General features: G+C 69.7%; 22 protein-coding genes and 1 riboswitch. Of the genes, 20 read left to right on the forward strand and 2 right to left on the reverse strand.

Annotation, left to right across the window (positions count from 1 at the left end; genetic code table 11):
- The first annotated feature begins 13 nt into the window (after nucleotides 1-13).
- A complete protein-coding gene (gene urtE / locus THIARS_RS07585) occupies nucleotides 14-706 on the forward strand; it encodes an urea ABC transporter ATP-binding subunit UrtE (protein ID WP_094160086.1) in 693 nt (230 codons plus the stop codon).
- Between the two features lie 267 nt (nucleotides 707-973).
- Here the strand turns inward: urtE and THIARS_RS07590 are convergent, their stop codons facing one another.
- The gene (locus THIARS_RS07590) at nucleotides 974-1,888 is read right to left on the reverse strand and encodes an urease accessory protein UreD (protein ID WP_094160087.1); all 915 of its coding nucleotides are present in this window, start codon (nucleotides 1,886-1,888) and stop codon (nucleotides 974-976) included.
- A 284-nt stretch (nucleotides 1,889-2,172) separates the two neighbouring features.
- Between THIARS_RS07590 and THIARS_RS07595 the strand changes: the two genes are divergently transcribed.
- Nucleotides 2,173-4,674: a diguanylate cyclase gene (locus THIARS_RS07595; RefSeq protein WP_094160088.1), complete on the forward strand. Its 2,502-nt coding sequence runs from the start codon at nucleotides 2,173-2,175 to the stop codon at nucleotides 4,672-4,674.
- Between the two features lie 106 nt (nucleotides 4,675-4,780).
- Here the strand turns inward: THIARS_RS07595 and rsmI are convergent, their stop codons facing one another.
- Nucleotides 4,781-5,722, reverse strand: coding sequence for a 16S rRNA (cytidine(1402)-2'-O)-methyltransferase (rsmI, locus tag THIARS_RS07600; protein WP_094160089.1), 942 nt, complete (start codon nucleotides 5,720-5,722; stop codon nucleotides 4,781-4,783).
- Here rsmI and THIARS_RS07605 point away from each other — a divergent pair.
- The 18 genes from THIARS_RS07605 to thiE all read left to right on the forward strand — a co-directional run bounded on the left by THIARS_RS07605 (nucleotide 5,721) and on the right by thiE (nucleotide 23,496).
- The gene (locus THIARS_RS07605; protein ID WP_094160090.1) at nucleotides 5,721-6,104 is read left to right on the forward strand and encodes a YraN family protein; all 384 of its coding nucleotides are present in this window, start codon (nucleotides 5,721-5,723) and stop codon (nucleotides 6,102-6,104) included. The two genes, rsmI and THIARS_RS07605, sit on opposite strands and share 2 nt — an antisense overlap.
- A 62-nt stretch (nucleotides 6,105-6,166) precedes the next feature.
- Nucleotides 6,167-6,766 (forward strand): phosphoheptose isomerase, encoded by a 600-nt coding sequence (locus THIARS_RS07610; RefSeq protein WP_094160687.1) that lies wholly within the window; start codon nucleotides 6,167-6,169, stop codon nucleotides 6,764-6,766.
- Nucleotides 6,763-7,479: a BON domain-containing protein gene (locus THIARS_RS07615; RefSeq protein WP_094160091.1), complete on the forward strand. Its 717-nt coding sequence runs from the start codon at nucleotides 6,763-6,765 to the stop codon at nucleotides 7,477-7,479. Before THIARS_RS07610 ends, THIARS_RS07615 begins: the two co-directional genes overlap by 4 nt.
- 77 nt (nucleotides 7,480-7,556) lie before the next feature.
- Complete coding sequence (gene ppa, locus THIARS_RS07620; RefSeq protein WP_094160688.1) at nucleotides 7,557-8,090, forward strand: inorganic diphosphatase; 534 nt, start codon at nucleotides 7,557-7,559, stop codon at nucleotides 8,088-8,090.
- Nucleotides 8,091-8,289: 199 nt separating this feature from the next.
- Nucleotides 8,290-8,700, forward strand: coding sequence for a hypothetical protein (locus THIARS_RS07625; protein WP_141202356.1), 411 nt, complete (start codon nucleotides 8,290-8,292; stop codon nucleotides 8,698-8,700).
- Between the two features lie 108 nt (nucleotides 8,701-8,808).
- Nucleotides 8,809-10,122: a TolC family protein gene (locus THIARS_RS07630; RefSeq protein WP_094160093.1), complete on the forward strand. Its 1,314-nt coding sequence runs from the start codon at nucleotides 8,809-8,811 to the stop codon at nucleotides 10,120-10,122.
- The gene (locus THIARS_RS07635) at nucleotides 10,119-11,657 is read left to right on the forward strand and encodes an efflux RND transporter periplasmic adaptor subunit (protein ID WP_094160094.1); all 1,539 of its coding nucleotides are present in this window, start codon (nucleotides 10,119-10,121) and stop codon (nucleotides 11,655-11,657) included. Before THIARS_RS07630 ends, THIARS_RS07635 begins: the two co-directional genes overlap by 4 nt.
- Complete coding sequence (locus THIARS_RS07640) at nucleotides 11,650-14,826, forward strand: efflux RND transporter permease subunit (RefSeq protein ID WP_094160095.1); 3,177 nt, start codon at nucleotides 11,650-11,652, stop codon at nucleotides 14,824-14,826. The genes THIARS_RS07635 and THIARS_RS07640 overlap by 8 nt, the downstream gene beginning before the upstream one ends.
- A gap of 56 nt (nucleotides 14,827-14,882) precedes the next feature.
- A complete protein-coding gene (locus THIARS_RS07645) occupies nucleotides 14,883-15,263 on the forward strand; it encodes a copper-binding protein (RefSeq protein ID WP_094160096.1) in 381 nt (126 codons plus the stop codon).
- A 197-nt stretch (nucleotides 15,264-15,460) separates the two neighbouring features.
- A complete protein-coding gene (locus tag THIARS_RS07650; RefSeq protein WP_094160689.1) occupies nucleotides 15,461-15,709 on the forward strand; it encodes an SHOCT domain-containing protein in 249 nt (82 codons plus the stop codon).
- Nucleotides 15,710-15,719: 10 nt separating this feature from the next.
- Nucleotides 15,720-16,289 carry a hypothetical protein gene (locus THIARS_RS07655; protein WP_094160097.1) on the forward strand — a complete coding sequence of 190 codons (570 nt, stop codon included), beginning with the start codon at nucleotides 15,720-15,722 and terminating at the stop codon, nucleotides 16,287-16,289.
- Nucleotides 16,290-16,366: 77 nt separating this feature from the next.
- Nucleotides 16,367-16,996, forward strand: coding sequence for a DUF924 family protein (locus tag THIARS_RS07660; RefSeq protein WP_222423040.1), 630 nt, complete (start codon nucleotides 16,367-16,369; stop codon nucleotides 16,994-16,996).
- Nucleotides 16,997-17,130: 134 nt separating this feature from the next.
- Nucleotides 17,131-17,252: riboswitch (TPP riboswitch) on the forward strand.
- Between the two features lie 42 nt (nucleotides 17,253-17,294).
- The gene (thiC, locus tag THIARS_RS07665; protein WP_094160099.1) at nucleotides 17,295-19,175 is read left to right on the forward strand and encodes a phosphomethylpyrimidine synthase ThiC; all 1,881 of its coding nucleotides are present in this window, start codon (nucleotides 17,295-17,297) and stop codon (nucleotides 19,173-19,175) included.
- On the forward strand, nucleotides 19,172-20,419 hold the full coding sequence (locus THIARS_RS07670) for an FAD-dependent oxidoreductase (protein WP_245845634.1): 1,248 nt from the start codon (nucleotides 19,172-19,174) through the stop codon (nucleotides 20,417-20,419). The genes thiC and THIARS_RS07670 overlap by 4 nt, the downstream gene beginning before the upstream one ends.
- The gene (gene thiS, locus THIARS_RS07675; RefSeq protein ID WP_094160100.1) at nucleotides 20,409-20,633 is read left to right on the forward strand and encodes a sulfur carrier protein ThiS; all 225 of its coding nucleotides are present in this window, start codon (nucleotides 20,409-20,411) and stop codon (nucleotides 20,631-20,633) included. Before THIARS_RS07670 ends, thiS begins: the two co-directional genes overlap by 11 nt.
- A gap of 20 nt (nucleotides 20,634-20,653) precedes the next feature.
- Nucleotides 20,654-21,589 carry a thiazole synthase gene (locus THIARS_RS07680; protein ID WP_094160101.1) on the forward strand — a complete coding sequence of 312 codons (936 nt, stop codon included), beginning with the start codon at nucleotides 20,654-20,656 and terminating at the stop codon, nucleotides 21,587-21,589.
- A gap of 127 nt (nucleotides 21,590-21,716) precedes the next feature.
- Nucleotides 21,717-21,956, forward strand: a complete 240-nt coding sequence (locus THIARS_RS18230; protein WP_141202357.1) for a hypothetical protein — start codon at nucleotides 21,717-21,719, stop codon at nucleotides 21,954-21,956.
- A 16-nt stretch (nucleotides 21,957-21,972) separates the two neighbouring features.
- A complete protein-coding gene (thiE, locus tag THIARS_RS07685; RefSeq protein ID WP_094160102.1) occupies nucleotides 21,973-23,496 on the forward strand; it encodes a thiamine phosphate synthase in 1,524 nt (507 codons plus the stop codon).
- Nucleotides 23,497-23,507 lie beyond the last annotated feature (11 nt).

The raw sequence follows: 23,507 nt of genomic DNA on the forward strand, positions 1-23,507 counted from the left end.
CCATCCCCAATTCATGCTCAAGATCGAAGCGGTCAACCAGTACTACGGCGGCAGCCACATCCTGCGCAACGTCTGCCTCGAACTCGAGAAAGGCCAGGTGCTCACCCTGCTCGGGCGCAACGGCGTGGGCAAGACCACGCTGCTCAAGTCCCTCATGGGACTGGTGGGCATCAAGAGCGGCAGCATCACGCTGGACGGCCAGCGCATCGACCACCTGCGGCCCGACGCGCGGGCGCGCTTGGGGCTGGGCTACGTGCCCCAGGGCCGCGAAATCTTCCCGCGCCTGAGCGTGGAGGAGAACCTGCGTATGGGCCTGGCCACCAAGCCCGGCGGCAGCCCCATACCCGCCGAGCTGTACGACCTGTTTCCCGTGCTCAGGCAGATGCTGCACCGGCGCGGCGGCGACCTCTCCGGCGGCCAGCAACAGCAGCTCGCCATCGCCCGCGCCCTGGCGGCCGGGCCGAAGCTGCTCATCCTCGACGAACCCACCGAAGGCATCCAGCCCTCCATCATCAAGGACATCGAGCGCGTCATCCGCATGCTCGCCGCACGTGGCGACATGGCCATTCTGCTGGTCGAGCAGTACTACGACTTCGCCAAATCCCTGGCCGACCGCTACGCCGTCATGTCGCGTGGCGAGGTGATCAAGACGGGGAAGGGGACGGAAATGGACGCCGACGGCGTGCGTGAACTGATCGCGGTGTAGGGCGCTGCAGTCGTTTCTTCACACGCTGCGCAACTGATCCAGCGGGCTGGCCTTAGCTTTGTCTTCCTCAATCAAACTCTCGAACGATTGCAGAGGAACACCGACGGAGTTCTCCGGTGGCACCGACTCGCGAGGTGCGGGGGTGCACAGTCGTACGGCCGCTGCGGCGCGGTAAGCTGGCGGCCATGCCATTCGCCAGAATCGAAGTTCGCCGCTCCAGGCCCGAGCACGAAGTGCAGGGTCTTCAGCGCGGCGGTGCGCATGCTGTTACGTGGCCCAAACCCGAGGCGCGCAGGGCGGCAGGTCCCATGCCAGGTGGCGCCAGGCGGCCCAGACCTGTTTGAACAGCGCGGCCAGCGGCTCGATGCGGTGGCTGGCCGCGCGCAGCACCACCACCTGCGGGTGCGGGCTGGTGGCGCCGGCGGGGCGCTCCGCGTCGCCGCAGGCGAGCTGGCGGGCGGCGTCGAGCAGGGCGTCGCGGCGTGGTGCGGCGATGGGGCTGCCGCTGGCGAACACCAGGGTGCCCAGCGCGGTGCGGCCGGCCAGGCCGCTGGGGCTGTGGAGCAGGGCGGCGTCGGTGGCATCCAGTTGGCCGCGCTCCAGCCAGACGCCGGGCAGTTCGAGGTGCTGGGTGAAGCGGCCGGACTGAAAGGCCTGGCCCGCGGCGGGAAGGCCGAGGGCGAGCATGTCCCAGGCGAAGAGTTCGGCGCCGGGGGCGAGGGTGAAGCGGCTGCGGTTCTCGCCCAGGCAGGCGTTGTAGGCCAGGGTTTCCAGGGGCAGCCATTCGAGCCGCGTGCCTTCGTGCAGCGTGGCGTCCAGGGTTTGCACGGCAGGGGCGCCGAGGCTGCGGTAGAAGCGCGTCGCGCCCGGCGTGGTGACCAGGGCATGGGCCTGCGCTTCGACATCACAGCGAATGTCGAGGCGGTCGCCCCCCACCAGACCGCCGGGCGGATGCACCAGCACGTGGTGGCAGATGTCCGGCCCTTCGGGGTGGAGCGCGGCGAGTACCCGCAGCGCGCCGGCATGCCGGCTATGGGCCGTGCTGCGGCCGTGCCGCCGGCCGTAGCGCAGATGCAGTGTCGAGGCCCAGGCGGGTTGCGGCGCGAGCGGGGGCGAAACCGCGGTGCCGGGCGGCGTTTGCCGGGGCGGCAGGCAGGTAGGGAAGGCTGGGGGTGCGCGCATGGCAATCTGGGCGGGAACCGGTTCGCCCCGGTGGGAGCGGCTCCGCGCATGATCGCACAAGGCCGGGCCGGGTTTGGCCGCCTCACCGACCGCGGCGTGTGGCGAGGGGGCTACGGGAATCGTGCAAGAAAAGGGGTGTTTCGTGAAGCAATTCACAGCACTCCCGGATTTCCTGCGTTTCGGGGGGGATTCGTACCAGGAGGTTTCCCCATAATGAACTCAAGTGCCGCCGAACCTGGGTTTTCATCCCGAAATTCCCGGTTTGCGGCGCCCCCGACACCGACATGGACGATCCTGCCACCCTACCGCTCACACCGGTTGCGCACAACCGGGAGCCAAAGCCCGACCCGGGTCGGCCCGGCGCGCTGACCCTGGCGCAGCTGGGCTGGCGCCTGTTGGCTGGGGGAGTCGTGCTGTTCGCCCTGCTCATCGGGCTGTGGCTGTGGACGTCGTGGATCTCCGTGCGGCATGCGAACGCCCAGCGCTCCTTGTTGACGGCCTCCTTGCTGGCGGTCAACGCCGAGACCATTTTCCAGCGCGTGCAGGACGATCTGATGCATCTCGGCGACACGCTGGGCGAGACCGCGCGGGATCACCCCGAGCAGGCGGTTGCGCTGCTGAAAACCTTCCAGGCGCGCCATGCCTGGCTGGGCGGAGCTTCGGTCTGGGCGCCCGACGGCGAGCTGCTGGCCGGCACGCTGATGCGTTCGCAGGGAGCGCAGCCGAATGTGCTGCGCGACACGCTCTACGCCAGTTATCGGGAGGATTTCCAACTGGCCCTGCGCACCCGGGGCATCAGCGTCGGGCGGCCGCAGGAAGGTCGCTTGCTCGGGCAATGGTTCATTCCCCTGCGCTATGTCGTCCGCGCGGCCGACGGCAGGCCGCTGTACGTCCTGCAGACCAGTATCTTGCTCAATCGTCAGCAGGAGCTGTGGCGCGGGCTTCCGCTCAAGGCCGGCACCGCGGTGGGCCTGCTGCGCACGGATGGCTGGCTCATCAGCCGTTACCCGGACACCATCGCCAACCCGCAGATCTACCGCGCGCGCGCGCGCGGCGCCCTGATGGACGCATTGGCCGCATCGGGCAACGCATCCTCGGGTTTCTACTTTGGCAAGACGGTCGACGGGCAGCAGCGCGACGGCGCCTGGGCGCGTCTCGGGAGCCTTCCGGTCGTCGCCTTTCTGTCGTTGCCGCACAGCGAGGTGGTGGCCGAATGGTGGCGACAGGTGCGCGGGCCTCTGCTGGGCCTGTGCACGGTCCTGGTCGTGCTGCTGGTGGCGTGGATCACGCTGATCCGGGGTTTCGTCACGCGCATGGTCGGCCTTCGCAAGCAGATGAACCATCGCCGCGCCGAGGAGTTGTCCAGCAGCGGCGTGGCGGAAATCGACGCCCTGCTGCGACAGCTGGTCCGTTCCCGCGAGCAGATCCGGCACCTGGCGCGCAATCGCGAACGCGCCCTGCTCGAGGCCGCCCAGGCCGGCACGTACACGCGCACCGCGCATGACGGCGTGCTGGTGGCGGTGGACGCCAGTTTCGCCCGCATGCTGGGCCGGCCGGCGCGCCGGTTGATCGGCCGCGAGTGGGACGAACTGTTCAACACCGCGGGCGGCGTGCCCATTGGCGAGGCCAAGGCGCTCGACAGCGGCCGCCGCCTGGTCTGGACGCGTGGCCCGAATGGGGAGACGATTTGGCTATCGCTCGCCGAACACGCCGAAATCACCCGCGAAGGGCACAAGATCCTGCATGGCCTGGCCATCGACGTGAGCGAGCGGGAAAACCTTCTGCGCGCGGTCGAGCGCCAATCGCAGCGCCTGCATACGCTGTGGCAGATGGCCGCCGGCAGCGGCACCGGTGACCATGACGGCGGCGACTCCATCGAACGCATGCTGGCCCAGGGCCGCGATGCCTTGGGGCTGCAGGCGGCCATCATCTGCCTGCGCCTGGGCGACGATTGCTTCATGGCCTACGCCCAGGACATCCACGGTCGTTTCGAGCAGGGACAGACCCTGGCGCCCAATCATCCTCTGTGCGCCTGCGAGAACCACGAAAACGGCGCGCTGTGGATCGCCGACGCCAGCCGCCATCCGGGGCTGGCCGAGGCTGCCGGCATCGGCTGCGTCATCCGGCTGCCGCTGACCCTGTCCCACCAGACCATGGGTTGCCTGTTGCTCCTGGGCGATGTGCCGCAGGGGGACGACTTCGACCCCGTGGACCGCCAGTACGCCGAACTGCTCGCCGCCTGGTTCGCCCGCGTGCTGCACGACCGCAGCCAGCGCGACACCCTGCTCAGCCAAGCCTATACCGACGGGCTGACAGGCCTGCTCAATCGCCGCGCGGCCCAGTTGCGCATGGACGAGGCGCTGCAGCAGATGCGCCGCGGCGGTCCTTCGTTCAGCGTGGCCCTGTGCGACCTGGACCACTTCAAGCAGGTGAACGACGAGTACGGCCACGCTGCCGGCGACTCGGTGCTGCGCCAGATGGCGAGCACCTTGCGCCAGGGCGTGCCGCGCAACGGCTGGGTGGCGCGGTGGGGCGGCGAGGAGTTCCTGATCATGATGCCCGGCTTCGACACGGCCACCGCAGCCGCGGCCATGGACGTGCTGCGGCAGCGGGTGAGCCAGCGCGCCTTCCTGGTGTCCGAGCGCAGCCTGCACATCACCCTGAGCATCGGCATCGGCACGTTGCAAGGGCCGCAGGACGAAATCGTGCGCGTGCTCACCGAGGCCGACGACAGCCTCTACGAGGCCAAGGGCCAAGGCCGCAACCGCGTCATCGCGATGCGGTGAGTGCGTACACACGGCAGTGCCTGCGCACTGCCGTGTGACGCACGAACGATCTGCGGGCGTGCCAGCCCGCAAGCTCCGAGTGCGCTGGCGTTGGCCGGGCCCGGGTTCAGTCCTCGCGCGGCTGCGCGTTCGTCTGCGCCAGCAGCCAGCGGTACAGCGTCTTGCGGTCGGCGCCCAGCATGTCCGCCGCCACGGCCGCCGCGCGCGAGGCGGGGAGTTCCCTGGCCAGGCGCAGCAGCCAGCGCTGGGTCCGGCCGTCCATGGCTTGGGCGTCGGCGCCGGCGGGCGGCTGCAGCACGAGCACGAACTCGCCTTGCGCGCGCTTCGGGTCGGCCGCGAGCCAGGCCAGCAGCTCGGCCGGGGTGCCGGCGGCGATGGTCTCGAACTGTTTGGTCAGCTCTTTGGCCAGCAGCATGCGCACAGGCGCGGGCGACGCCGCCGCAAGAGCGGCGAGGTCGTCCAGGCTCTGCTGAATGCGGTGCGGCGTCTCGAAGCACACCACCGCGCGGTGGGACGCGAGCTGTTCGCGATAGAACGCCAGGCGCTGCTGCTTCGTGGCGGGCACGTAGCCGGCGAAGGTGTAGCCCGTTTCCAGTTCGAGGCCCGATGCGCTGAGCGCGGCCGTCACGCTGCTGGCGCCGGGCAGCGGCAGCACGGGATGGCCCGCCTCGCGCGCGGCCCGCACCAGCACCGCGCCGGGGTCGTTGATGCCTGGGGTTCCGGCGTCGCTCACGTAGGCCACGCGCCTGCCGGCGGCCAGATGTCCCAGCATGTCCGCCGCCGCGGCCTGTTCGCGATGGCGGTCGGCGCGCAGCAGCGGCTTGGACAGACCGTAGGCCTGCAGCAGGCGCTGCGCCATGCGGGTGTCCTCCGCGGCGACGAGGTCGCAGCGCTCCAGCATGGCCAGGGCGCGCAGGCTGATGTCGGCGAGGTTGCCGATGGGCGTGGCCACCACCAGCAGGCATCCGGGCGGCAGCTGCTGGCCCGCGCATAATTGGCGCGCCGCGGCCAGCGGGTCGTGGCTGCGTTCGGACGGAGGAGTGGACATGGAGCGATTCCCGGCAAAGCCAGCCGCCCGTCCACCCGGGCGCGTGGGCGCGCTGGCGGAAGAGGCGGCGTGGGGCTACCTGCAGCGGCAGGGGCTGCAGTTGGTGGAGCGCAATTATCGGGTGCGCGGCGGCGAGATCGACATCATCGCCCGGCTGCCGTCGGGCATGCTGGTGTTCGTCGAGGTGCGTTCGCGCGCCAGCGCGGCCTACGGCGGCGCCGGCGCGAGCGTGGATGCGCGCAAGCGCGCACGCATCCTGCTGGCGGCTCGGCATTACCTGATGCGTTTTCCTGCCGAGATGGCCTGCCGCTTCGACGTGGTGGCGATCGAGGCCGGCGCGCTGCGCTGGATCGAGAACGCCTTCGACGCCGGGGATGGTTGAGCCGGATTGGCGCGCGTGGCGCGACCCGGGGAATAATGGCGGTTTTCGCACTTCCCATCGCCATGCTCGAACAACGTATCCAGCAGCAATTCCAGGAGAGCGCGCAGCTCAAGCAACAATCCGCCGGATTGCTCGCGGAGCCCGTGGCGCAGGCGGTGGCCTGCATCGCCAACGCGGTGAGCAACGGCTGCAAGATCCTGGTGTGCGGCAACGGCGGCTCGGCTGCCGACGCCCAGCATTTCGCCGCCGAACTGGTGGGGCGCTTCGAGCGCGAGCGTCCCGAGCTGGCCGCCATCGCGCTGACCACCGACACCTCCGTTCTCACCGCGCTGGCCAACGATTTCGGCTTCGATCAGGTGTTTTCGCGCCAGGTGCGCGCCCTTGGCCAGCCGGGGGACGTGCTGGTGGCCATCTCCACCAGCGGCAATTCGCCCAGCGTGATCGAAGCCGTGCGCGCCGCCCAGGAGCGCGAGCTGCTGGTGGTGGGCATGAGCGGCAAGGGCGGCGGGCAGATGACGGCGCTGCTGCGCGACATCGACGTGCACCTGTGCGTGCCCCATGACCGCACCGCCCGCATCCAGGAGGTGCACCTGCTCATGCTGCACTGCATTTGCGACGGGGTAGACTGGACCTTGATGGGCGACCCGGAGGACATCGAATGACATCCCGCACACATACCCGCTTGAAGATGATGCGTTTCAACGCCACCCGCATGACCGTGTCGCGCGCCGGCCTGCTGCTGATGGCGGCCGTCGCCGTGACCCAGCTCCAGGGCTGTTTCATCCTGGGGGCGGCGGCCGTTGGCGGCACCGCGCTGGTCGCGACCGACCGCCGCACAGCCGGGGCGCAGCTCGAGGACCAGACCATCCAGTTCAAGGCACAGACGCAGATCGACAACGCCCTGCGCGGCAACGGCAACGTCAACGTCAACAGCTACAACCAGCAGGTGCTGATCACCGGCCAGGTGCCGACCGAGGCCTATAAGCAGCAGGTGCAGCAGATCGTCTCCAGCATTCCCAACGTCAAGTCGGTGCTCAACGCGCTGGTGGTTGGCCCCAACTCCACCCTGAGCGAACAGGCCCACGACACGCTCATCACCTCGCTGGTGCGCGCCTCGTTCATCGACGACAAGCAGCTGTACTCCCAGGCCTTCAAGATCACCACCTCCGAGGGCGTGGTGTACCTGATGGGCATCGTCACCCAGGACGAGGCCGACCAGGCCGCGGCGGTGGCCAGCGGCGTCTCGGGAGTGAAGAAGGTGGTGACCATGTTCAACATCATCACCCCCCAGCAGTTGCAGGACATGTACTCCGGCACCGCCAAGACCCCGATCACGCCGCAGGGCACGCCGCCGACCTCGCCCGCGTCGCCCTGAACGCACGCAAGCCCGCCGCATGCATGGCTGAAGGTGGGCGCACGACCGATTTCCCCATCCACCAAGGCGAACTTCCCATGAGCTTGCTCAATGTTCCCGCAGGCAAGAGCCTGCCCGACGATTTCAACGTGGTCATCGAGATTCCCGCCGGCGCCCCGCCGGTGAAGTACGAGGTCGACAAGGCCAGCGGCGCGCTGTTCGTCGACCGCTTCATGTCCACCGCGATGCACTACCCCTGCAACTACGGCTACATCCCCCAGACGCTCTCCGAGGACGGCGACCCCGTGGATGTGCTCGTCGTCACGCCCATCCCGCTGGTGCACGGCTGCGTGGTGCGCTGCCGTCCGGTCGGCATGCTGCGCATGACCGACGAGGCCGGCCCCGACGCCAAGCTGGTGGCCGTGCCGGTGGACAAGCTGCTGCCGATGTACCGCCATGTCCAGAAACCCGAAGACCTGCCGCCCGAACTGCTCAAGCAGATCGAGCATTTCTTCAACCACTACAAGGACCTCGAGGCCGGCAAGTGGGTGAAGACCGAGGGCTGGGCCGGTGTCGATGCGGCGCGCGCCGAAATCACCGCCAGCGCCAAGCGCCACGCCGCGATCAAGTAGGCCACGGCAGGCCCAGACCCGGGGTCGGCCCGCATGCCTCGATCCGTCCAGGCCGTACTCTTTCTTGCGCCACGTCATTGACAGGCGCGGCGTCGGCATAGAATATTGGCGATAAGGATGGGTTTCGCCGGATCCGATCCGTGTGCCAAATCCGTACGTCACGTCCAACATCTCCTCATCGACCCGTCCTGTCCAGTCCATGCGCGCATTTCGAAACTTCTGCCGTGACTGGGCGTTCGTCTGTGCTTTAGTCTTTCTGCCCTGGACACAGGCGACGGCGACACAGGTCGACATCCTGCCCGCTTCCTGCTGCGCCGACATGCCGGCGATGGCCGGCATGTCGATGCCGGGCGCGGCCGAGCAGACCGCATTGGCGGGCCACGACCACGGTCAAGTCGAGCGCGCCTTTTGCCAGGCCGCCTGCCAGGATCTGAGCGCCGCCACCGTCGCCAACCCCTCCAGGGACCTGCAAGTGCCGCATGCGGCACTGTTCCTGCGCGCGGTGCGCGTTCTGCAGCCCGAGCCCGCCCGGGCTTTCCCGCATGTCCGGCAGACCGATCTGCCGCGCCTCTCCAAACCTCCTTTCCTCGCGGTCCGTCTCTTGGTTTGACACCTTCGGCAGCACCGGACCCGGCGAACCCGCCGGGCCATCTGCGTGTGAGCTTGTTGATCGCGCGCCGCCGCACGGCAGCGGCGCCATTCGCCGAAGAGGAAAGAGATGACTTTCATGCATCCGTGCCACCGCGCGCAAAGCCGGTGGTCGCGAGCCGTCCTGCCCAGCCGCCAGTCGGCCATCGTCACCCTGGGCTGTCTGCTCGGAGTCTGGCTTGCCGGACTGGCCCTACCCGCGCACGCCGCGCCCCTGACCCTCGCTGAGGCCGAGGCGCAACTGGCGCGCAGCAATCCCGGCTTGGCCGCCGCCGCCCAGCGCGTCACCGCGCTTGAACACCGGGCTGTAGCGGCCACGCAGTTGCCGGACCCGCATCTGTCCCTGGATGCGGTGAATTTGCCAACCAACAGCTTCTCGCTGACGCAACAGGGGATGACCATGCTGAGCGTCGGCGTGAGCCAGAGTTTTCCTCCACCCGGGAAGCTGAACCTCGAAGGCGACAAGCTGCAGGCGCAAGCCGCGGACCAGCATTACAGCCGCGAGGCCAAGCGCGCGGAGCTGATTTTCGGGCTGCGCCAGGCCTGGCTCTCCGCGGTGTATGCGCGACAGGCGGTCAAGACGGTGCGGCGCCAGGAAGACCTGGCGCACGAGAACGAACGCGCCGCGATGGCCGCCTACCGTGCGGGAACGGCCCCGCAGAGCGACGTGTTGCGCGCCCGGCTGGCGACGGCGGAACTGCGCAACGATCGCAGCGCGCTCGCCGCCGACGAGGCCGCGGCCTTGGCGCGCATCGCCCAGTACCTCGGCACCGATCAGACCCCGGACATCGATCCGGACTGGCCCAGCTTGTCGGGCGCCTTGACCGGTTCCAAGGATTTGCCCGCGACCCAGCCGCTGCTTCGCATGGCACAGGCGAAGGTGCAGGTGGCGCAGGCCGACGTGCAGATGGCCAAGAAGAATTTCCTGCCGGAGATCACGGTGGGGGCGTCCTACGGCAAGAGTTTCTTCCCCGGGTCGCCTAACTTCTTCTCCGCCGGGGTGTCGATGACGCTGCCGATCTTCTCGACCCACCGCCTCGACCAGGAACTCGACAGCGCCCGGGCCCAGGTCATGGAGGCGCGCTACAACGAACAGGACCAGCGGCTGGCCCTGCTGCAGCAGATCCGCTCGGCCGCGGCGCGCGAGCACAGCCTGCAAGAGAAATGGACCCGCATGACCGCGGAAATGCTGCCTCTGGCGCATGCGACCTTCGACTCCACGCTCACGGCCTATACCAATGGCCGCGCCTCGATGGGCGATGTCCTGAAGGCGCAGCAGGCGGTCTTCGCCTTAGAACTCCAGATACTCCAGGACCGCAGGGACCTGCTCGCGACGCAGGCCGAACTGGATGAACTCACGACCCCATCGGAGCAGCAACCATGACATTGCGACAAATCGTCCTCGGCGCCAGCCTGTTGCTGGCCGGGATCGGCACGGGTTTCTGGGCTGGCCGGTGGCTGGCGGGCGATGCCGCCGCGCCGAAGCCGGCCGCGAGCGTCCCGGCAACCGCCGCTTCCGCAGCGGCGCAGGCACGGCCCAAGGTGCTGTATTGGGCGAACCCGATGAACCCGGCCATCCATTCGGACCATCCGATGAAGGACAACATGGGCATGGACTACGTGCCGGTCTACGCGCCGGCCGCGCAGCCGCAGCGCCGGGTGCTGTACTGGGCCAATCCCATGAACCCGGCGATTCATTCGGACCATCCGATGAAGGACAACATGGGTATGGATTACGTGCCGGTCTACGCCCCGGCCGAATCCGCATCCGGGGCCGGCGAGGCCGGCTTGCGCATCGACGCGCGCCAGGCGCAGAACCTGGGGGTGCGCCTGGTCACCGTGCAGACGCGACCCATGGGCCAGGCCATCCAAACCGTGGGGACCGTGGCGCTGGACCAGAACCGGATCGAAGCCGTCACCCCCCGCTTTTCCGGCTGGGTCGCGCATCTGCGGGTGCGCGCCGTGGGCGACCCGGTCGCCCGCGGCCAGGTGCTGGCCGACGTCTACTCGCCCGAGCTCTACAGCGCCCAGCAGGAATACCTGATCGCCCGCCAGCGGGAGCTCGCGGGGGACGGCCGGGGCCTGCTGGCCGCGGCCCAGGAAAGGCTGCGCCTGCTGGGCATGCCGGAGACCGCGCTGAAGGCCCTGGAGACCACGGGCAAACCCATGCGCAACGTTCCCATCCTGTCTCCCGAGAGCGGGGTGGTGACGGCGCTCAACATCCGGCAGGGCGGGTATGTCTCGTCGCAGACCAGCCTGTTCGAGATCGCCAACCTGGAACGGGTCTGGGTCAACGTGGCCTTGTACGACTATCAGTTGCCCTGGGTGCGGATCGGCGACGCCGTGCAGCTCCAGCTTCCGGCCTACCCGGGGAAAACCTGGGACGGCCGCCTGAGCTTCCTCTATCCGACCCTGGACCCGCAGACGCGCACGGTCACCGCGCGCCTGAGCTTCGCCAACGCAGGCGGCATTCTGCGTCCGGGCATGTATGCCAACGCCACCGTGCTGGGCCACGCGCAAACGGCGCTGGCTGTGCCGAGCAGCGCGGTGCTGCGCACCCAGGACGGCGATTACGCGATGCTGGCGCAGACGCAGGGCCACTTCCTGCCCGTCCAGGTCGCGCTGGGGCCGGAGGCGAACGGCTGGGTGGCCATCCTCAAGGGGCTGAAGGCCGGTGACCGGGTGGTGGAAAGCGCCCAGTTCCTGCTGTACTCCGAGTCGCAGTTCCAGTCGGTGAAGGCGCGCATGCTGGGCGGCAACACCGGGCCTGACGCCGCGCCCGCCGCCGGCGCCATGCCGGGCATGCCGCCGGCAAGCTCGCCGCAAGCCAGCCCGGTGGCGCCGCCGCCGGCCGCGCCGGCATCCGCCGGATCGATGGCCGGCATGAACATGACCCCGGCCGGAGCGTCCCATGATTAGGCGGCTGATGGAGTGGTGTTTCGACAACCGCGCCCTGACCGTCATCGGCGCCCTGATGCTGCTGGCGGGCGGCATTCTGGCGGTGCTCAACACGCCGCTGGAGGCCATTCCCGACATCTCGCCGACCCAGGTCATCATCAAGACCTCCTACCCCGGGCAGGCGCCGCAGGTGGTGCAGGACCAGGTGACCTATCCGCTGGAGACCACCCTGCAGTCGGTCCCCGGCGCGCGCGCGGTGCGCGGCTATTCGATGTTCGGCGACTCGTTCGTCTACGTCATCTTCAAGGACGGCACCAACATCTACCAGGCGCGCAACCTGGTGCTGCAGTATCTCAGCCAAGTGCAGTCCAGGCTGCCGCCGGGGGTCACCCCGGCGCTGGGACCCGACAGTTCCGGGGTCGACTGGGTCTATATGTACGCCCTGACCGACACCGGCGGCACGCAGGACCTGAGCCAGCTCACCACCTTGCAGAACTGGTTCCTCAAGTACCAGTTGCAGGGCATTCCGGGGGTGGCCGAGGTCGCCACCGTCGGCGGTCTGGTCAAGGAATACCAGGTGGTGGTCAACCCGCAGGCCCTGCTGGCCTACAACCTGACCCTGCCGCAGGTGGAGGATGCGATCCGCGCCGCCAACGGCGAGACCAGCGGCTCGGTGGTCGACATGGGCGAGGCGAGCTATATGGTGCGCACCACCGGCTACATCCGCTCGCTGCAGGACCTGGAGAACGTGCCGCTGGCGGCGCGCGACGGCGTGCCGCTGACGCTCAAGGACGTGGCCCGCGTCCAGTTCGGGCCGGAGCTGCCCAACAGCGCCGCCGACCTCAACGGCGAGGGCGCGGTGGTCGGCGGCATCGTGATGATGAACCAGGGTTCGAACGCCGACGCCGTCATCCGCCGGGTCGAGGACAAGATCCGCGCCATCCGGCCTTCGCTGCCGCCGGGGGTGAAGATCGTCACCACCTACAGCCAGGCGCCGCTGATTCAGCGCGCCATCCACACCCTCACCGAGAAGCTGCTGGAGGAGTCGCTGATCGTCGCCCTGGTGTCCTTCCTGTTCCTGCTGCGCGCGCGCTCGGCGCTGGTGGCCATCGTGTCGCTGCCGCTGGGCATCCTCGCCGCCTTCCTGGTGATGTGGGCGCAGGGCATTCCGGCCAACATCATGTCCCTGGGCGGGATCGCCATCGCCATCGGCGCCATGACCGACGCCGCGATCGTGATGATCGAGAACATGCACAAGCACATGGAGCACGACCCGGGCGCCGATCCCTGGATCAAGGCGCGGGTGGCGGCATCGGAAGTCGGGCCGGCATTGTTTTTCTCGCTGCTGATCATCGCCGTGTCCTTCCTACCGGTGTTCGCGCTCGGCGGCGAGGAGGGCAAGCTGTTCAGTCCGCTGGCGTTCACCAAGACCTATGCCATGGCCGCCGCGGCGGTCCTGTCCATCACCCTGGTGCCGCTGCTGATGGCCTGGTTCATCCGCGGGCACATCCGCCCTGAGGGGAAGAACCCCTTGAACCGGCTGCTCACCTGGCTCTACCGGCCGCTGATCCACGGCGTGCTGCGGGCGCCGTGGCTGGTCATCGTGCTGGCCCTCGTCGCGGTGGCGAGCCTGTACTTTCCCTGGAAGCATCTCGGCTCCGAGTTCATGCCGCCCTTGAACGAAGGCACCCTGCTCTACATGCCGGTGTCGCAGGACCCGTCGATCTCCATCGGCCAATCGGCCGCGATCCTGCAGCAGACCGACCGCATCATCAAGACCTTCCCGGAAGTGGAGAGCGTGTTCGGCAAGGCGGGCCGGGCGCAGACCGCGACCGACCCGACGCCGATCTCGATGTTCATGTCCGTGGTCAACCTCAAGGACCGTAGCACCTGGCCGGCCGGCATGACCACCGCCAAGCTGATCGAGAAGATGAACCAGGCGCTGCAGATTCCGGGGGTGTCGAACACCTGGACCCAGCCGATCAAGGGCCAGGTGGACATGCTGACCACCGGCCTGCAGACGCCGCTCGGCATCAAGGTCACCGGCGGCGATCTCGACACCCTGAACCGGCTGGGGCAGGAGATCCAGGCGGCGCTGCAAAAAGTGCCGGGCACCCAGAACGCCTATGCGGCACGGGCCACCGGCGGGCGCTACATCGTGGTCGACACCAACCGGCTCGCCGCCGCGCGCTACGGTCTTTCGGTGGCGGACGTGAACCGCCTGGTCGGGACCGCCATCGGCGGGCAGATGCTGACCACCGCCGTCAACGGCCTGGAACGCTTCCCCATCAGCCTGCGCTATCCGCGCGAACTGCGCCAGTCCCTGTCCACGCTGATGGAAAGCCGCGTCACCACCCCGCAGGGAACCCAGATCCCGCTGGCCCAGGTCGCGACCCTGCGCATCGAAGGCGGCCCGCCCATGCTGACCAGCGACAACAGCCAGTTGAACTCGTGGGTCTACATCGATCTCGCACCGGGAACCAGCATCGGCGGCTATGTGGCCAAGGCGAAATCGGCCCTGGCGCAAGGCGTGCGCCTGCCGCCCGGCTTCACGCTGGACTGGGTCGGGCAGTATCAGTCCCTGGAGCAGGCGGTGCAGCGCCTGAAGATCCTGGTTCCCGCGGTGATCGGGCTGATCGCGCTGCTGCTGTACTTCAATTTCAAGAACCTCACCGAGGTCGCCATCATCCTGCTGACCTTGCCGCTGTCGCTGGTGGGCGGATTCTGGTACGTCGACTGGCTGGGCTACAAGCTGTCGGTGGCGGTGGGCGTGGGCTTCATCGCCACCGCCGGGGTGGCCGCCGAGTTCGGCGTGGTCATGCTGCTGTATCTCGACGCCGCGCTGGCGCGGCGCAAGCTTGATGGCACGCTCGAGACCTGGGACGACCTCAAGCAGACGGTGGTCGAGGGCACGCTGCTGCGGCTGCGGCCGATGGCGATGACCCTGACCATGGTGGTCGGCGGCCTGCTGCCCATCATGTTCAGCGAGGGTGCTGGCGCCGACGTGATGCAGCGCATCGCCGCGCCCATGGTGGGCGGCATGCTGACCGCCGCCTTGCTGGCCCTGTTGGTGATCCCCGCGGTTTACGCCCTGTGGCAGAAGCGGCACCTCGGCCTGGGCGCAGGCCCGGCACCGCAGGATGTCTTGTCGGATATTCGGATGATGACAGGAGGGCGCATGGATTCTTGATCAAGCAATAAGCTCACCACCCCAACAAACATCATGGATCAACACACGAGAACTCGATGAAACGTTTCGACCTCGCCCTCATTCTGATCGGTTCCGCGGCCGCCATGTCGTCCGCTGTCGCCGCGTCGAACGCGATGCCCGGCATGGGCACGATGGACGCCGGGGGCATGGGCGGCATGTCCGCCGCGGCCAGTGCGACCCAAGGTTTCATGGCGCACGGGACCATCAACAGCGTCAACCGCGCCGCCAGCACGGTGAATATCACGCATCAGCCGATCAAGGCGCTGGGCTGGCCGGGAATGACCATGGATTTCGGCGTGCAGAACCCGTCCCTGCTCAAGGGCCTCGAGCCTGGGAAAACGGTGAACTTCAATTTGACCAAGGACCCCGCAGGCCGATATGTCATCACCAAAATCGCGGTCGCGTCATCCAAGTAACCGTTCGCGCTGCGACAGCCGGCTGGGCCGTGCGAGCGGCCTTCCCGGCGGCGCGCGAATCGGCGTCGGAAGAAAACGCTTGGCGCTTTTCTTTTGCCTTCGACAGGGACCCGGCCTAGAGTGAGAAGTGCATGGGTCAATACGGCGTTGGACCGCATTCCAACTGGGCGGCTGAACAAACGGACGGGAGCATCGCCATGGGTGGCTACGGTTACGGCATGATGGGCGGAGGCGGCTTCGCGCTGGGCTGGTTCATGATGGTGCTCTGGTGGGCGTTCATCCTCGTGTTGGTCGTCGCCCTGGTGCGCTGGCTGGCCGGAGGGGGGCGTGGCGAATCGGGATTTCTGCCGGCGCCCAGGAAGCCCCTCGATATTCTGAAGGAGCGCTACGCGCGCGGGGACATCGACCGCGAGACCTACGACCGCATGCGGCGGGATCTGGAATGAAAGGGCGATCATGAACCTGAACCGGGCCACGACGTGGATCCTCGCGCTGGCGATTTTGCTGTTCGCCCTGCTGGCCGGCACCGCCAGCTACCACATGCTGCTGGACCCCGGATATGGGGGCATGCCGTTCTGGGGGGCGAGGTGGGGGGAAGGCGTGCCGCCCGGGTCTGCTGGCGGCGGCTGGCGCGGCGGCCACATGGGCTGGGGCATGATGCGCTGGCATGGCGGCTATGGGGGATATGGCGGCGACGGCATGATGGGCGGCGATGAGTTTGCGGCGAGCGGCGTTGGCCGGCTGGCGGGATTGACGCCGTCGCAGCGTGCCCGCATCGGCCAGATCGAGGCGGACGCCTTGCGCCGGGAGGGCGCTTTGCAGGCCCAGGTCTACGCCGCCCGCGCCGATCTTCTGGCTCTGGACGCTGCCGTCAAACCCGACCCGGCCGCCGTGTCCCAGGCGTGGGAGCGCCTCGCCGGCTATCGGCAGCAAGTCGACCGGATCCGCTTCCAGGCGCGGCAGCAGGTCGAGGCGGTGCTGCGCGCCCCGCCGCCCGCGGCGCCATCGTCGGCGTCCGGATCCTGAAATCGGCAGGCGCGTGGACCACGTGCCGTCGGGCGTCAACCAAGACCGGGCGCCTCACGCGCGGCGCGGAAAGCCGGATGATGCCTGAGCCAAACGAACCCAAGGCGGAGGAAGCCCGCGCGCTGCTGCACCACTGGTTCGGCGCCGCGCCGCAGGACGCGGCGGCCACGTTGGAGGCCAAGCACGGCCTATGGTTCGGCAAGTCGCCCGAGGTGGATGCCGACTTGCGCCAGCGCTACCTGCCCCTGCTGCGCGAGGCCCGGCGCGGCGCCTGCGCGTCCTGGGCCGCCAGTCCGCGCGGCGCCCTGGCGCTGCTGGTGCTGCTCGACCAGTTGCCGCGCAACATCTTCCGCGGCGGCGCCGAAGCCTTCGCCAGCGACGCGCAGGCGCTGCGGCTGGCGCTGGCCGTGGTGGACGCGGGCGACGATGCGCGCCTGTGGCCCATCGAGCGCGTGTTCGTCTACCTGCCGCTCGAGCACGCCGAGGACCTCGCCGTGCAGCAGCGCGCGGTGGCGCTCTTCACCGCCTTGCGCGATGCCATGCCAACCGAGCAACGCCAGCCTTTCGACGGTTTTCTCGACTACGCCGTGCGCCACCGCGATGTCATCGCCCGCTTCGGCCGCTTCCCGCACCGCAACGCCGCCCTCGGCCGCGCGAGCAGCGAGGCCGAACAGGCGTACCTGCGCCAGCCCGGCGCGGGGTTTTAGGGTCTGTGCACGCCGTGGCCGGGGGCCGGCGTGGGTTTGAGGGGCGTCCGAGCCGCCCCATTCCCGCACGAATCGACAAGACAGTCATGCCTGCGGGGACATGGCGCCGGGGCGCGCGCCGGCGCCTATACTTGAACGGCTTGTCGGAGTGCCGGGTGGTCGATGCGTCGCGTCACCGGCTGAGATCGCAGCGCTGCGAAATCCGCTGAACCTGATCGGGGTCATGCCCGCGTAGGAAACCAAGACGCCGGGCTGTCAACCCGGGCGCTTCGGCAGGCCAACCACTCCAGGAGGCCCCATGTCCGAAGTCCGCCGCGCCGTCGATCCCACACGGCTTGCCAGTCGCATCACCCGCGACCCCTTTCCCGCCTCGCGCAAGGTCTATGCCGAGGGCCCGCATGGCGTGCGCGTGCCCTGGCGCGAAATCGCCCTGTCCGACACCATCATCCAGGACTCGCCCGAGGTGACGCGCCTGGAGAAGAACGCCCCGCTGCGCGTCTACGACACCTCGGGCCCCTACACCGACCCGCAGGCCGCCATCGACGTACGCACCGGCCTGCCCAAGCTGCGCGAGGCGTGGATCGCCGCGCGCGGCGATACCGAGCAGCTCGCCGGCCCGAGCAGCGCCTTCGGCCGCGAGCGCGCGCACGATCCGGCCACCGCCGCGCTGCGCTTCGCCCAGCCGCCGGCGCCGCGCCGCGCCAAGGCCGGGGCCGGGGCCAACGTCAGCCAGATGCACTACGCCCGGCGCGGCATCGTCACGCCCGAGATGGAATACATCGCGCTGCGCGAGAACCTGCAGCGCGCCCAGTTGCCCGAGGCGCTGGAGCAGAACGGCGGCCAGCACCGCGGCAGCTGGTTCGGCATGCGGCATGCCATCACCGGCGAATTCGTGCGCCAGGAAGTGGCCGCCGGCCGCGCGGTGATCCCGGCCAACATCAACCATGCCGAGATCGAGCCGATGATCATCGGCCGCAACTTCCTCACCAAGGTCAACGCCAACATCGGCAACTCGGCCGTCACCTCCGACATCGAGGACGAGGTGGACAAGATGGTGTGGGCCATCCGCTGGGGCGCCGACACCGTGATGGACCTGTCCACCGGCAAGCACATCCACGAAACCCGCGAATGGATCGTGCGCAACAGCCCCGTGCCCATCGGCACCGTGCCCATCTACCAGGCGCTGGAAAAGGTCAACGGCGTGGCCGAGGACCTCACCTGGGAGCTGTTCCGCGACACCCTGATCGAACAGGCCGAGCAGGGCGTGGACTACTTCACCATCCACGCTGGCGTGCTGCTGCGCTACGTGCCGCTGACCGCCAAGCGCATGACCGGCATCGTCTCGCGCGGCGGCTCCATCATGGCCAAGTGGTGCCTGGCGCATCACCAGGAGAATTTCCTCTACACGCATTTCGAGGACATCTGCGAGATCATGAAGGCCTACGACGTCACCTTCTCGCTCGGCGACGGCCTGCGCCCCGGCTCGATTGCCGACGCCAACGACGAGGCCCAGTTCTCCGAGCTGCACACCCTCGGCGAGCTGACGCAGATCGCGTGGAGGCACGACGTGCAGGTGATGATCGAAGGTCCCGGCCACGTGCCGCTGCACATGGTGGCGGTGAATGTGGAGGAGGAGCTCAAGCACTGTTTCGAGGCCCCGTTCTACACCCTGGGCCCGCTGACCACCGACATCGCGCCAGGCTACGACCACATCACCAGCGCCATCGGCGCGGCCAACATCGGCTGGGCCGGCACCGCCATGCTGTGCTACGTCACGCCCAAGGAACACCTGGGCCTGCCCGACCGCAACGACGTCAAGCAGGGGCTGATCGCCTACAAGATCGCCGCCCACGCCGCCGACCTCGCCAAGGGCTACCCCGGCGCGCAGTTGTGGGACAACGCTATTTCGCGCGCCCGTTTCGAATTCCGCTGGGAAGATCAGTTCCGCCTCGCGCTCGACCCCGACACCGCGCGCGCCTTCCACGACGAGACCCTGCCCAAGGAAGCGGCCAAGACCGCGCATTTCTGCTCCATGTGCGGCCCCAAGTTCTGCTCGATGAAAATCAGCCAGGACATCCGCAACGCGGCGCAAAGCCAGGTGGCGGCGGGCGACCTCAAGCAGGAACTGGCGCGCAAGGCCGAGGAGTTCCGCAAGACCGGTAGCGAGATCTATTTGTGAACGCCGCGCCGCCCCGCGCCGAGACCTCCCCTCCCCAACCCTTCCCGCAGGGCGGTGAAGGCGTGCGGGAGCCTGCCGCCCCCAACTCGGCGCTCACTTCCTCCATCTGTGGAGGAGGTCGGGAGGGGGATGCGCCCCGCATCGGCATCGCCGGCGCGGGGCTCGCCGGCCGGTTGCTGGCCTGGCGCCTGTTGCGCGCGGGCTATGCGGTCGAGCTGTTCGACGCCCACGCCCGCGCCGACCGCAGCAGCGCCGGGCCCACCGCCGCGGCCATGCTCTCGCCCACCGCCGAGCTTGCGGCGGCCGACGCGGGCATCCACGCCCTGGGCGTGGCCTCGCTGTCGATCTGGCCGCAGTGGCTGGCCGAGCTGCACGCGCAGACCGGGCACGACATCTATTTCCGCCGCGAAGGCACCCTGGTCGTGGCGCACGCCGCCGACCGCGGCGCGCTCGAGCACTACACCGCGCTGCTGCGCGCGCACCTGCCGGCGGGCGATGGGGGCGCGTCGATGCAGACGCTGGGCGGCGAGCAGATTTCCGCGCTCGAACCCCTGCTGGCCGGGCGCTTCGGCCAAGGCCTGTTCCTGCCGCAGGAAGGCCAGCTCGCCAACGACCAGCTCTATGCCGCGCTGGCCGCCGCGCTCGACGCCGGCCTGGCCGCCTGCGGCGGCGCCTGGCACGAGGGCGTGGCGATCGACGCCGTGGCGCCGGCTGCGCTGCTCGACGCCCACGGCCGGCGCCACGGCTTCGACCTCGCGGTGGACTGCCGCGGCATCGGCGCCCGGGGCGGCGTGCCCGGCCTGCACGGCGTGCGCGGCGAAGTGCTCACCGTGTTCGCCCCCGGCGTGAGCCTGCGCCGCCCGGTGCGGCTCATCCATCCGCGCTACGCCATCTATGTCGCGCCGCGACCGGGCGGGCAGTTCGTCGTCGGCGCCACCGAGCTCGACAGCGAGGACGCCGGCCCGCCCACGCTGCGTTCCACGCTCGAACTCGGCAGCGCCCTCTACAGCCTGCACCCCGAATTCGGCGAGGCCCGCGTGCTGCGCCTGGCCGCCGCGCTGCGTCCCGCGCTGCCGGACCACCACCCCGTCGCCGGGCCGGACGCGAGCGGCGTGTGGCGCATCAACGGCCTGTTCCGCCACGGCTACCTCATCGCTCCCGCGCTGGTGCGGCAGGTCGAGCAGGGCATCGCTGCGGCGCTGGGCGCGCCGGGGCCGCAAACGGAGTTGCGTCATGCAGCCTGAGTCCGCCGACCGCACCCTCTGGCTCAACGGCCAGGCCGTGCAGACCCGCGCAGGCACGCTGCACGCCCTGCTCGCCGAGCGCGGGCTCGACGCCGCGCAGCGCGCCTTCGCCTGCGCCGTCAACGGCACCTTCATACCCCGCGCACGCTGGGCCGAGCAGGCGCTCGCCGCGCAGGACCGCATCGACATCGTCGCCCCGGTCGTGGGCGGCTGAACCCCCGGAGGCTTCGCACCATGGACACCGACATCACCGCGCCTGAACTTTCCGTCTCACAGGGCGCGGCGGCGACCGCGCCCGCGCAAGGCGCCTTGCGCGCGCTGGCGGGCGCCGCCGCGCCGCCGGCCGCGCAGGGCGACGATGCCTGGCACGTTGCCGGCATCACCCTGCGCAGCCGCCTGCTGCTCGGCACCTCGCGCTACCCCAGCCCCCAGGTGCTCGACGACGCCGTGGCCGCCAGCGGCGCCCAGGTGCTCACCGTCGGCCTGCGTCGCCTGCAGCCGGAAAGCGGCGGCGGCCAGGCGTTCTGGCAGCGCATCGCCGCGCTGGGCTGCCACCTGCTGCCCAACACCGCCGGCTGCCATACCGCCGAGCAGGCCGTGAATCTGGCGCTGATGGCGCGCGAGCTGTTCGGCACTTCATGGATCAAGCTCGAGGTGGTGGGCGACGACTACACCCTGCAGCCCGACCCCTTCGGCACCCTGGAGGCTTCCGCGCGCCTGGTGCGCGAAGGCTTCGCCGTGTTCGCCTACACCACCGACGACCTCGTGCTCGCCCGTCGTCTGCATGACGCCGGCGTGGCCGCCGTCATGCCCTGGGCCGCGCCCATCGGCTCCGGCCGCGGGCCGCAGAACCTGCACGCGCTGCGCACCCTGCGCGAGCGCCTGCCCGACGCCGTGCTGGTGGTCGACGCCGGGCTGGGCAAGCCCTCGCACGCGGCCCAGGTCATGGAGCTTGGCTTCGACGCCGTGCTGCTCAACACCGCCGTGGCCGAGTCTGCCGACCCCGTGCGCATGGCCGCCGCCTTCGCCCAGGCGGTGCAGGCCGGCCGCCTCGGGCACCTGGCCGGCGCCATGCCCGAGCGCGACACCGCCCGGGCTTCCACCCCCACGGTGGGCATGCCGTTCTGGCACGATGCCGCCGCCGTTCAGGGCCGCGAGCCGGCAGCTTGAAGTCCTGCCGCATCGCTGCCGGGTGCGTGTCAGCTCGCCTGCGCGAGCCCGCGTTCCGCCAACACCTCCTTGGCCGCGAACAGGCTGTTGAGCGCGGCGGCGCTTCGACCGTCGTCGCCAGAGGGGCATGAATCTTGGCGTCGAGGGCGCCGGCGCAAGTCGTCAACTCAAGCATTCTGGTGGCCAGACGCTCGCGATGGAGTTGCAGCATCGCAAGCCGTGCCGGCAAGCTCGCCTCTCCCTGGGTGCGCAGTTCGGCGTCGCGCCGGTTCTCGCGGATCGGCATCTCGGTACGCTTGAGCCTGAGCACGAACGCAAGCCACGGCACGTCTGCCTGCGCGCACAACCACGTCCATCGCAACCCTGAACATTCCCCGCCTCCCATGTCGCCAAGCCCCACGTCCGCTCCGCTCTTGCTCACCCTCGCCGGGCACGACCCCACCGGCGGCGCCGGGCTCACCACCGACCTGGCGGCCTGGCAGACCATGGGCTGCAAAGGCGCCAGCGTGTGCACCGCGCTCACCGTGCAAAACGCCCAAGGCGTGCGGCAGGTCGTGCCCACCGCCGTGCCGGTGCTGCGCGCGGCGCTCGCCGCCTTCACCGCCGAGGCGCAGCCCGTTGCGGTGAAGGTCGGCATGCTGGGGGATGCGGACGTGGCGGTCGAAGTGGCGTCCTTCTGCGCCGCGTTCACCGACGGCCCCGTGGTGTGGGACCCGGTGCTGGCCGCCAGCGCCGGCGGCGTGCCACTGCTGCAGGCCGGCGCCGGTGCGCTGGCCGCCATGGCCCGCGCCGCCACCGTCATCACGCCCAACCGCGTGGAAGCCGCGCAACTGCTGGGCCTGCCGGCATGGAGCGACGGCGGCGCGATGCCGCAGGACTGGCTCGCCGCCATGCGCGCCCATTGGCTGGGGCAGGGCCGCACCCAGGCGGTGGTGCTCAAGGGCGGGCATGCCCAGGGCGCGCACAGCGTGGACTGGCTCGTCACCCGCGACGGCGCGCAGGCCTTCGCCGTGCCCCGCCTGGCCCACGGCGCCCACGGCACCGGCTGCCTGTATGGCGCGGTGCTGGCGGCCATGCTGGCGCAAGGCTGGAGCGTGGCTGACGCCGTGGTCGAGGCGCAATGGCGCACCCATGCCGGCATCGCTCAGGCCTGGCGCGCGGAGCCCGAAGCCCGCCCGCTGGTGAACCCCGCCGCCACTTTGAACAGCGGCAGTTTCCCCCAGCGACCGGCGCCGGAAAGCTTGCCCCAGGCCGAGGCCTCGGTCTTCGCCCCGCTCACTGCGCCGCCCGGCTTCTACCCCATCCTGCCCGACGCCGACTGGGCCTTGCGCGTGCTCGACTGGGGCGCGCGCACCCTGCAGCTGCGCATCAAGGACCTGCAGGGCGCGGCCCTGCGCGCCGACATCGCCCGCGTGGCCGAGGCCGCGCGTCAGGCGGGGGCGCAGCTGTTCGTCAATGACCATTGGCGCGAGGCGCTGGATGCCGGCGCCTACGGTGTGCACCTGGGTCAGGAAGACCTGCAGGTGGCTGACCTTGCCGCGCTGCGCGCCGCCGGCATGCGCCTGGGCGTGAGCACCCACACCCCCGGCGAAATGGCGCGGGCGCATGCGCTGGGGCCCAGCTACATCGCACTCGGCCCGGTGTATCCCACCACGCTCAAGGTCATGCCCTACCGCCCGCTGGGCCTGCCGCGCCTGGCGGACTGGGCCGCCCGCTGCCGCCCGCGCTACCCCACGGTGGCCATCGGCGGCATCAGCCTGGAACGCGCCCCCGGCGTGATGGCCGCCGGGGCCGACGGCTACGCCGTGGTCAGCGCCGTGACCCAGGCCGCCGACCCGCAGGCCGCCGTGCGCCGGGGCCTGGCCATCGCGCAGCAGGCGCTGGACTGCCGCGCGGCGGCGGCTTGAGCCGGCACGGC

Source organism: Thiomonas delicata, assembly GCF_900088825.1.
In the GTDB taxonomy this organism is placed as follows: Bacteria; Pseudomonadota; Gammaproteobacteria; order Burkholderiales; family Burkholderiaceae_C; genus Thiomonas_A; species Thiomonas_A delicata.

What these genes read in the sequence shown, in the direction of transcription:
- urtE (WP_094160086.1), top strand. Translation starts at nt 14, where the DNA reads ATGCTCAAGATCGAAGCGGTCAACCAGTACTACGGCGGCAGCCACATC.
- THIARS_RS07590 (WP_094160087.1), bottom strand. Translation starts at nt 1,888, where the DNA reads ATGCGCGCACCCCCAGCCTTCCCTACCTGCCTGCCGCCCCGGCAAACG.
- THIARS_RS07595 (WP_094160088.1), top strand. Translation starts at nt 2,173, where the DNA reads ATGGACGATCCTGCCACCCTACCGCTCACACCGGTTGCGCACAACCGG.
- THIARS_RS07605 (WP_094160090.1), top strand. Translation starts at nt 5,721, where the DNA reads ATGGAGCGATTCCCGGCAAAGCCAGCCGCCCGTCCACCCGGGCGCGTG.
- rsmI (WP_094160089.1), bottom strand. Translation starts at nt 5,722, where the DNA reads ATGTCCACTCCTCCGTCCGAACGCAGCCACGACCCGCTGGCCGCGGCG.
- THIARS_RS07610 (WP_094160687.1), top strand. Translation starts at nt 6,167, where the DNA reads ATGCTCGAACAACGTATCCAGCAGCAATTCCAGGAGAGCGCGCAGCTC.
- THIARS_RS07615 (WP_094160091.1), top strand. Translation starts at nt 6,763, where the DNA reads ATGACATCCCGCACACATACCCGCTTGAAGATGATGCGTTTCAACGCC.
- ppa (WP_094160688.1), top strand. Translation starts at nt 7,557, where the DNA reads ATGAGCTTGCTCAATGTTCCCGCAGGCAAGAGCCTGCCCGACGATTTC.
- THIARS_RS07625 (WP_141202356.1), top strand. Translation starts at nt 8,290, where the DNA reads ATGCGCGCATTTCGAAACTTCTGCCGTGACTGGGCGTTCGTCTGTGCT.
- THIARS_RS07630 (WP_094160093.1), top strand. Translation starts at nt 8,809, where the DNA reads ATGACTTTCATGCATCCGTGCCACCGCGCGCAAAGCCGGTGGTCGCGA.
- THIARS_RS07635 (WP_094160094.1), top strand. Translation starts at nt 10,119, where the DNA reads ATGACATTGCGACAAATCGTCCTCGGCGCCAGCCTGTTGCTGGCCGGG.
- THIARS_RS07640 (WP_094160095.1), top strand. Translation starts at nt 11,650, where the DNA reads ATGATTAGGCGGCTGATGGAGTGGTGTTTCGACAACCGCGCCCTGACC.
- THIARS_RS07645 (WP_094160096.1), top strand. Translation starts at nt 14,883, where the DNA reads ATGAAACGTTTCGACCTCGCCCTCATTCTGATCGGTTCCGCGGCCGCC.
- THIARS_RS07650 (WP_094160689.1), top strand. Translation starts at nt 15,461, where the DNA reads ATGGGTGGCTACGGTTACGGCATGATGGGCGGAGGCGGCTTCGCGCTG.
- THIARS_RS07655 (WP_094160097.1), top strand. Translation starts at nt 15,720, where the DNA reads ATGAACCTGAACCGGGCCACGACGTGGATCCTCGCGCTGGCGATTTTG.
- THIARS_RS07660 (WP_222423040.1), top strand. Translation starts at nt 16,367, where the DNA reads ATGATGCCTGAGCCAAACGAACCCAAGGCGGAGGAAGCCCGCGCGCTG.
- thiC (WP_094160099.1), top strand. Translation starts at nt 17,295, where the DNA reads ATGTCCGAAGTCCGCCGCGCCGTCGATCCCACACGGCTTGCCAGTCGC.
- thiS (WP_094160100.1), top strand. Translation starts at nt 20,409, where the DNA reads ATGCAGCCTGAGTCCGCCGACCGCACCCTCTGGCTCAACGGCCAGGCC.
- THIARS_RS07680 (WP_094160101.1), top strand. Translation starts at nt 20,654, where the DNA reads ATGGACACCGACATCACCGCGCCTGAACTTTCCGTCTCACAGGGCGCG.
- THIARS_RS18230 (WP_141202357.1), top strand. Translation starts at nt 21,717, where the DNA reads ATGAATCTTGGCGTCGAGGGCGCCGGCGCAAGTCGTCAACTCAAGCAT.
- thiE (WP_094160102.1), top strand. Translation starts at nt 21,973, where the DNA reads ATGTCGCCAAGCCCCACGTCCGCTCCGCTCTTGCTCACCCTCGCCGGG.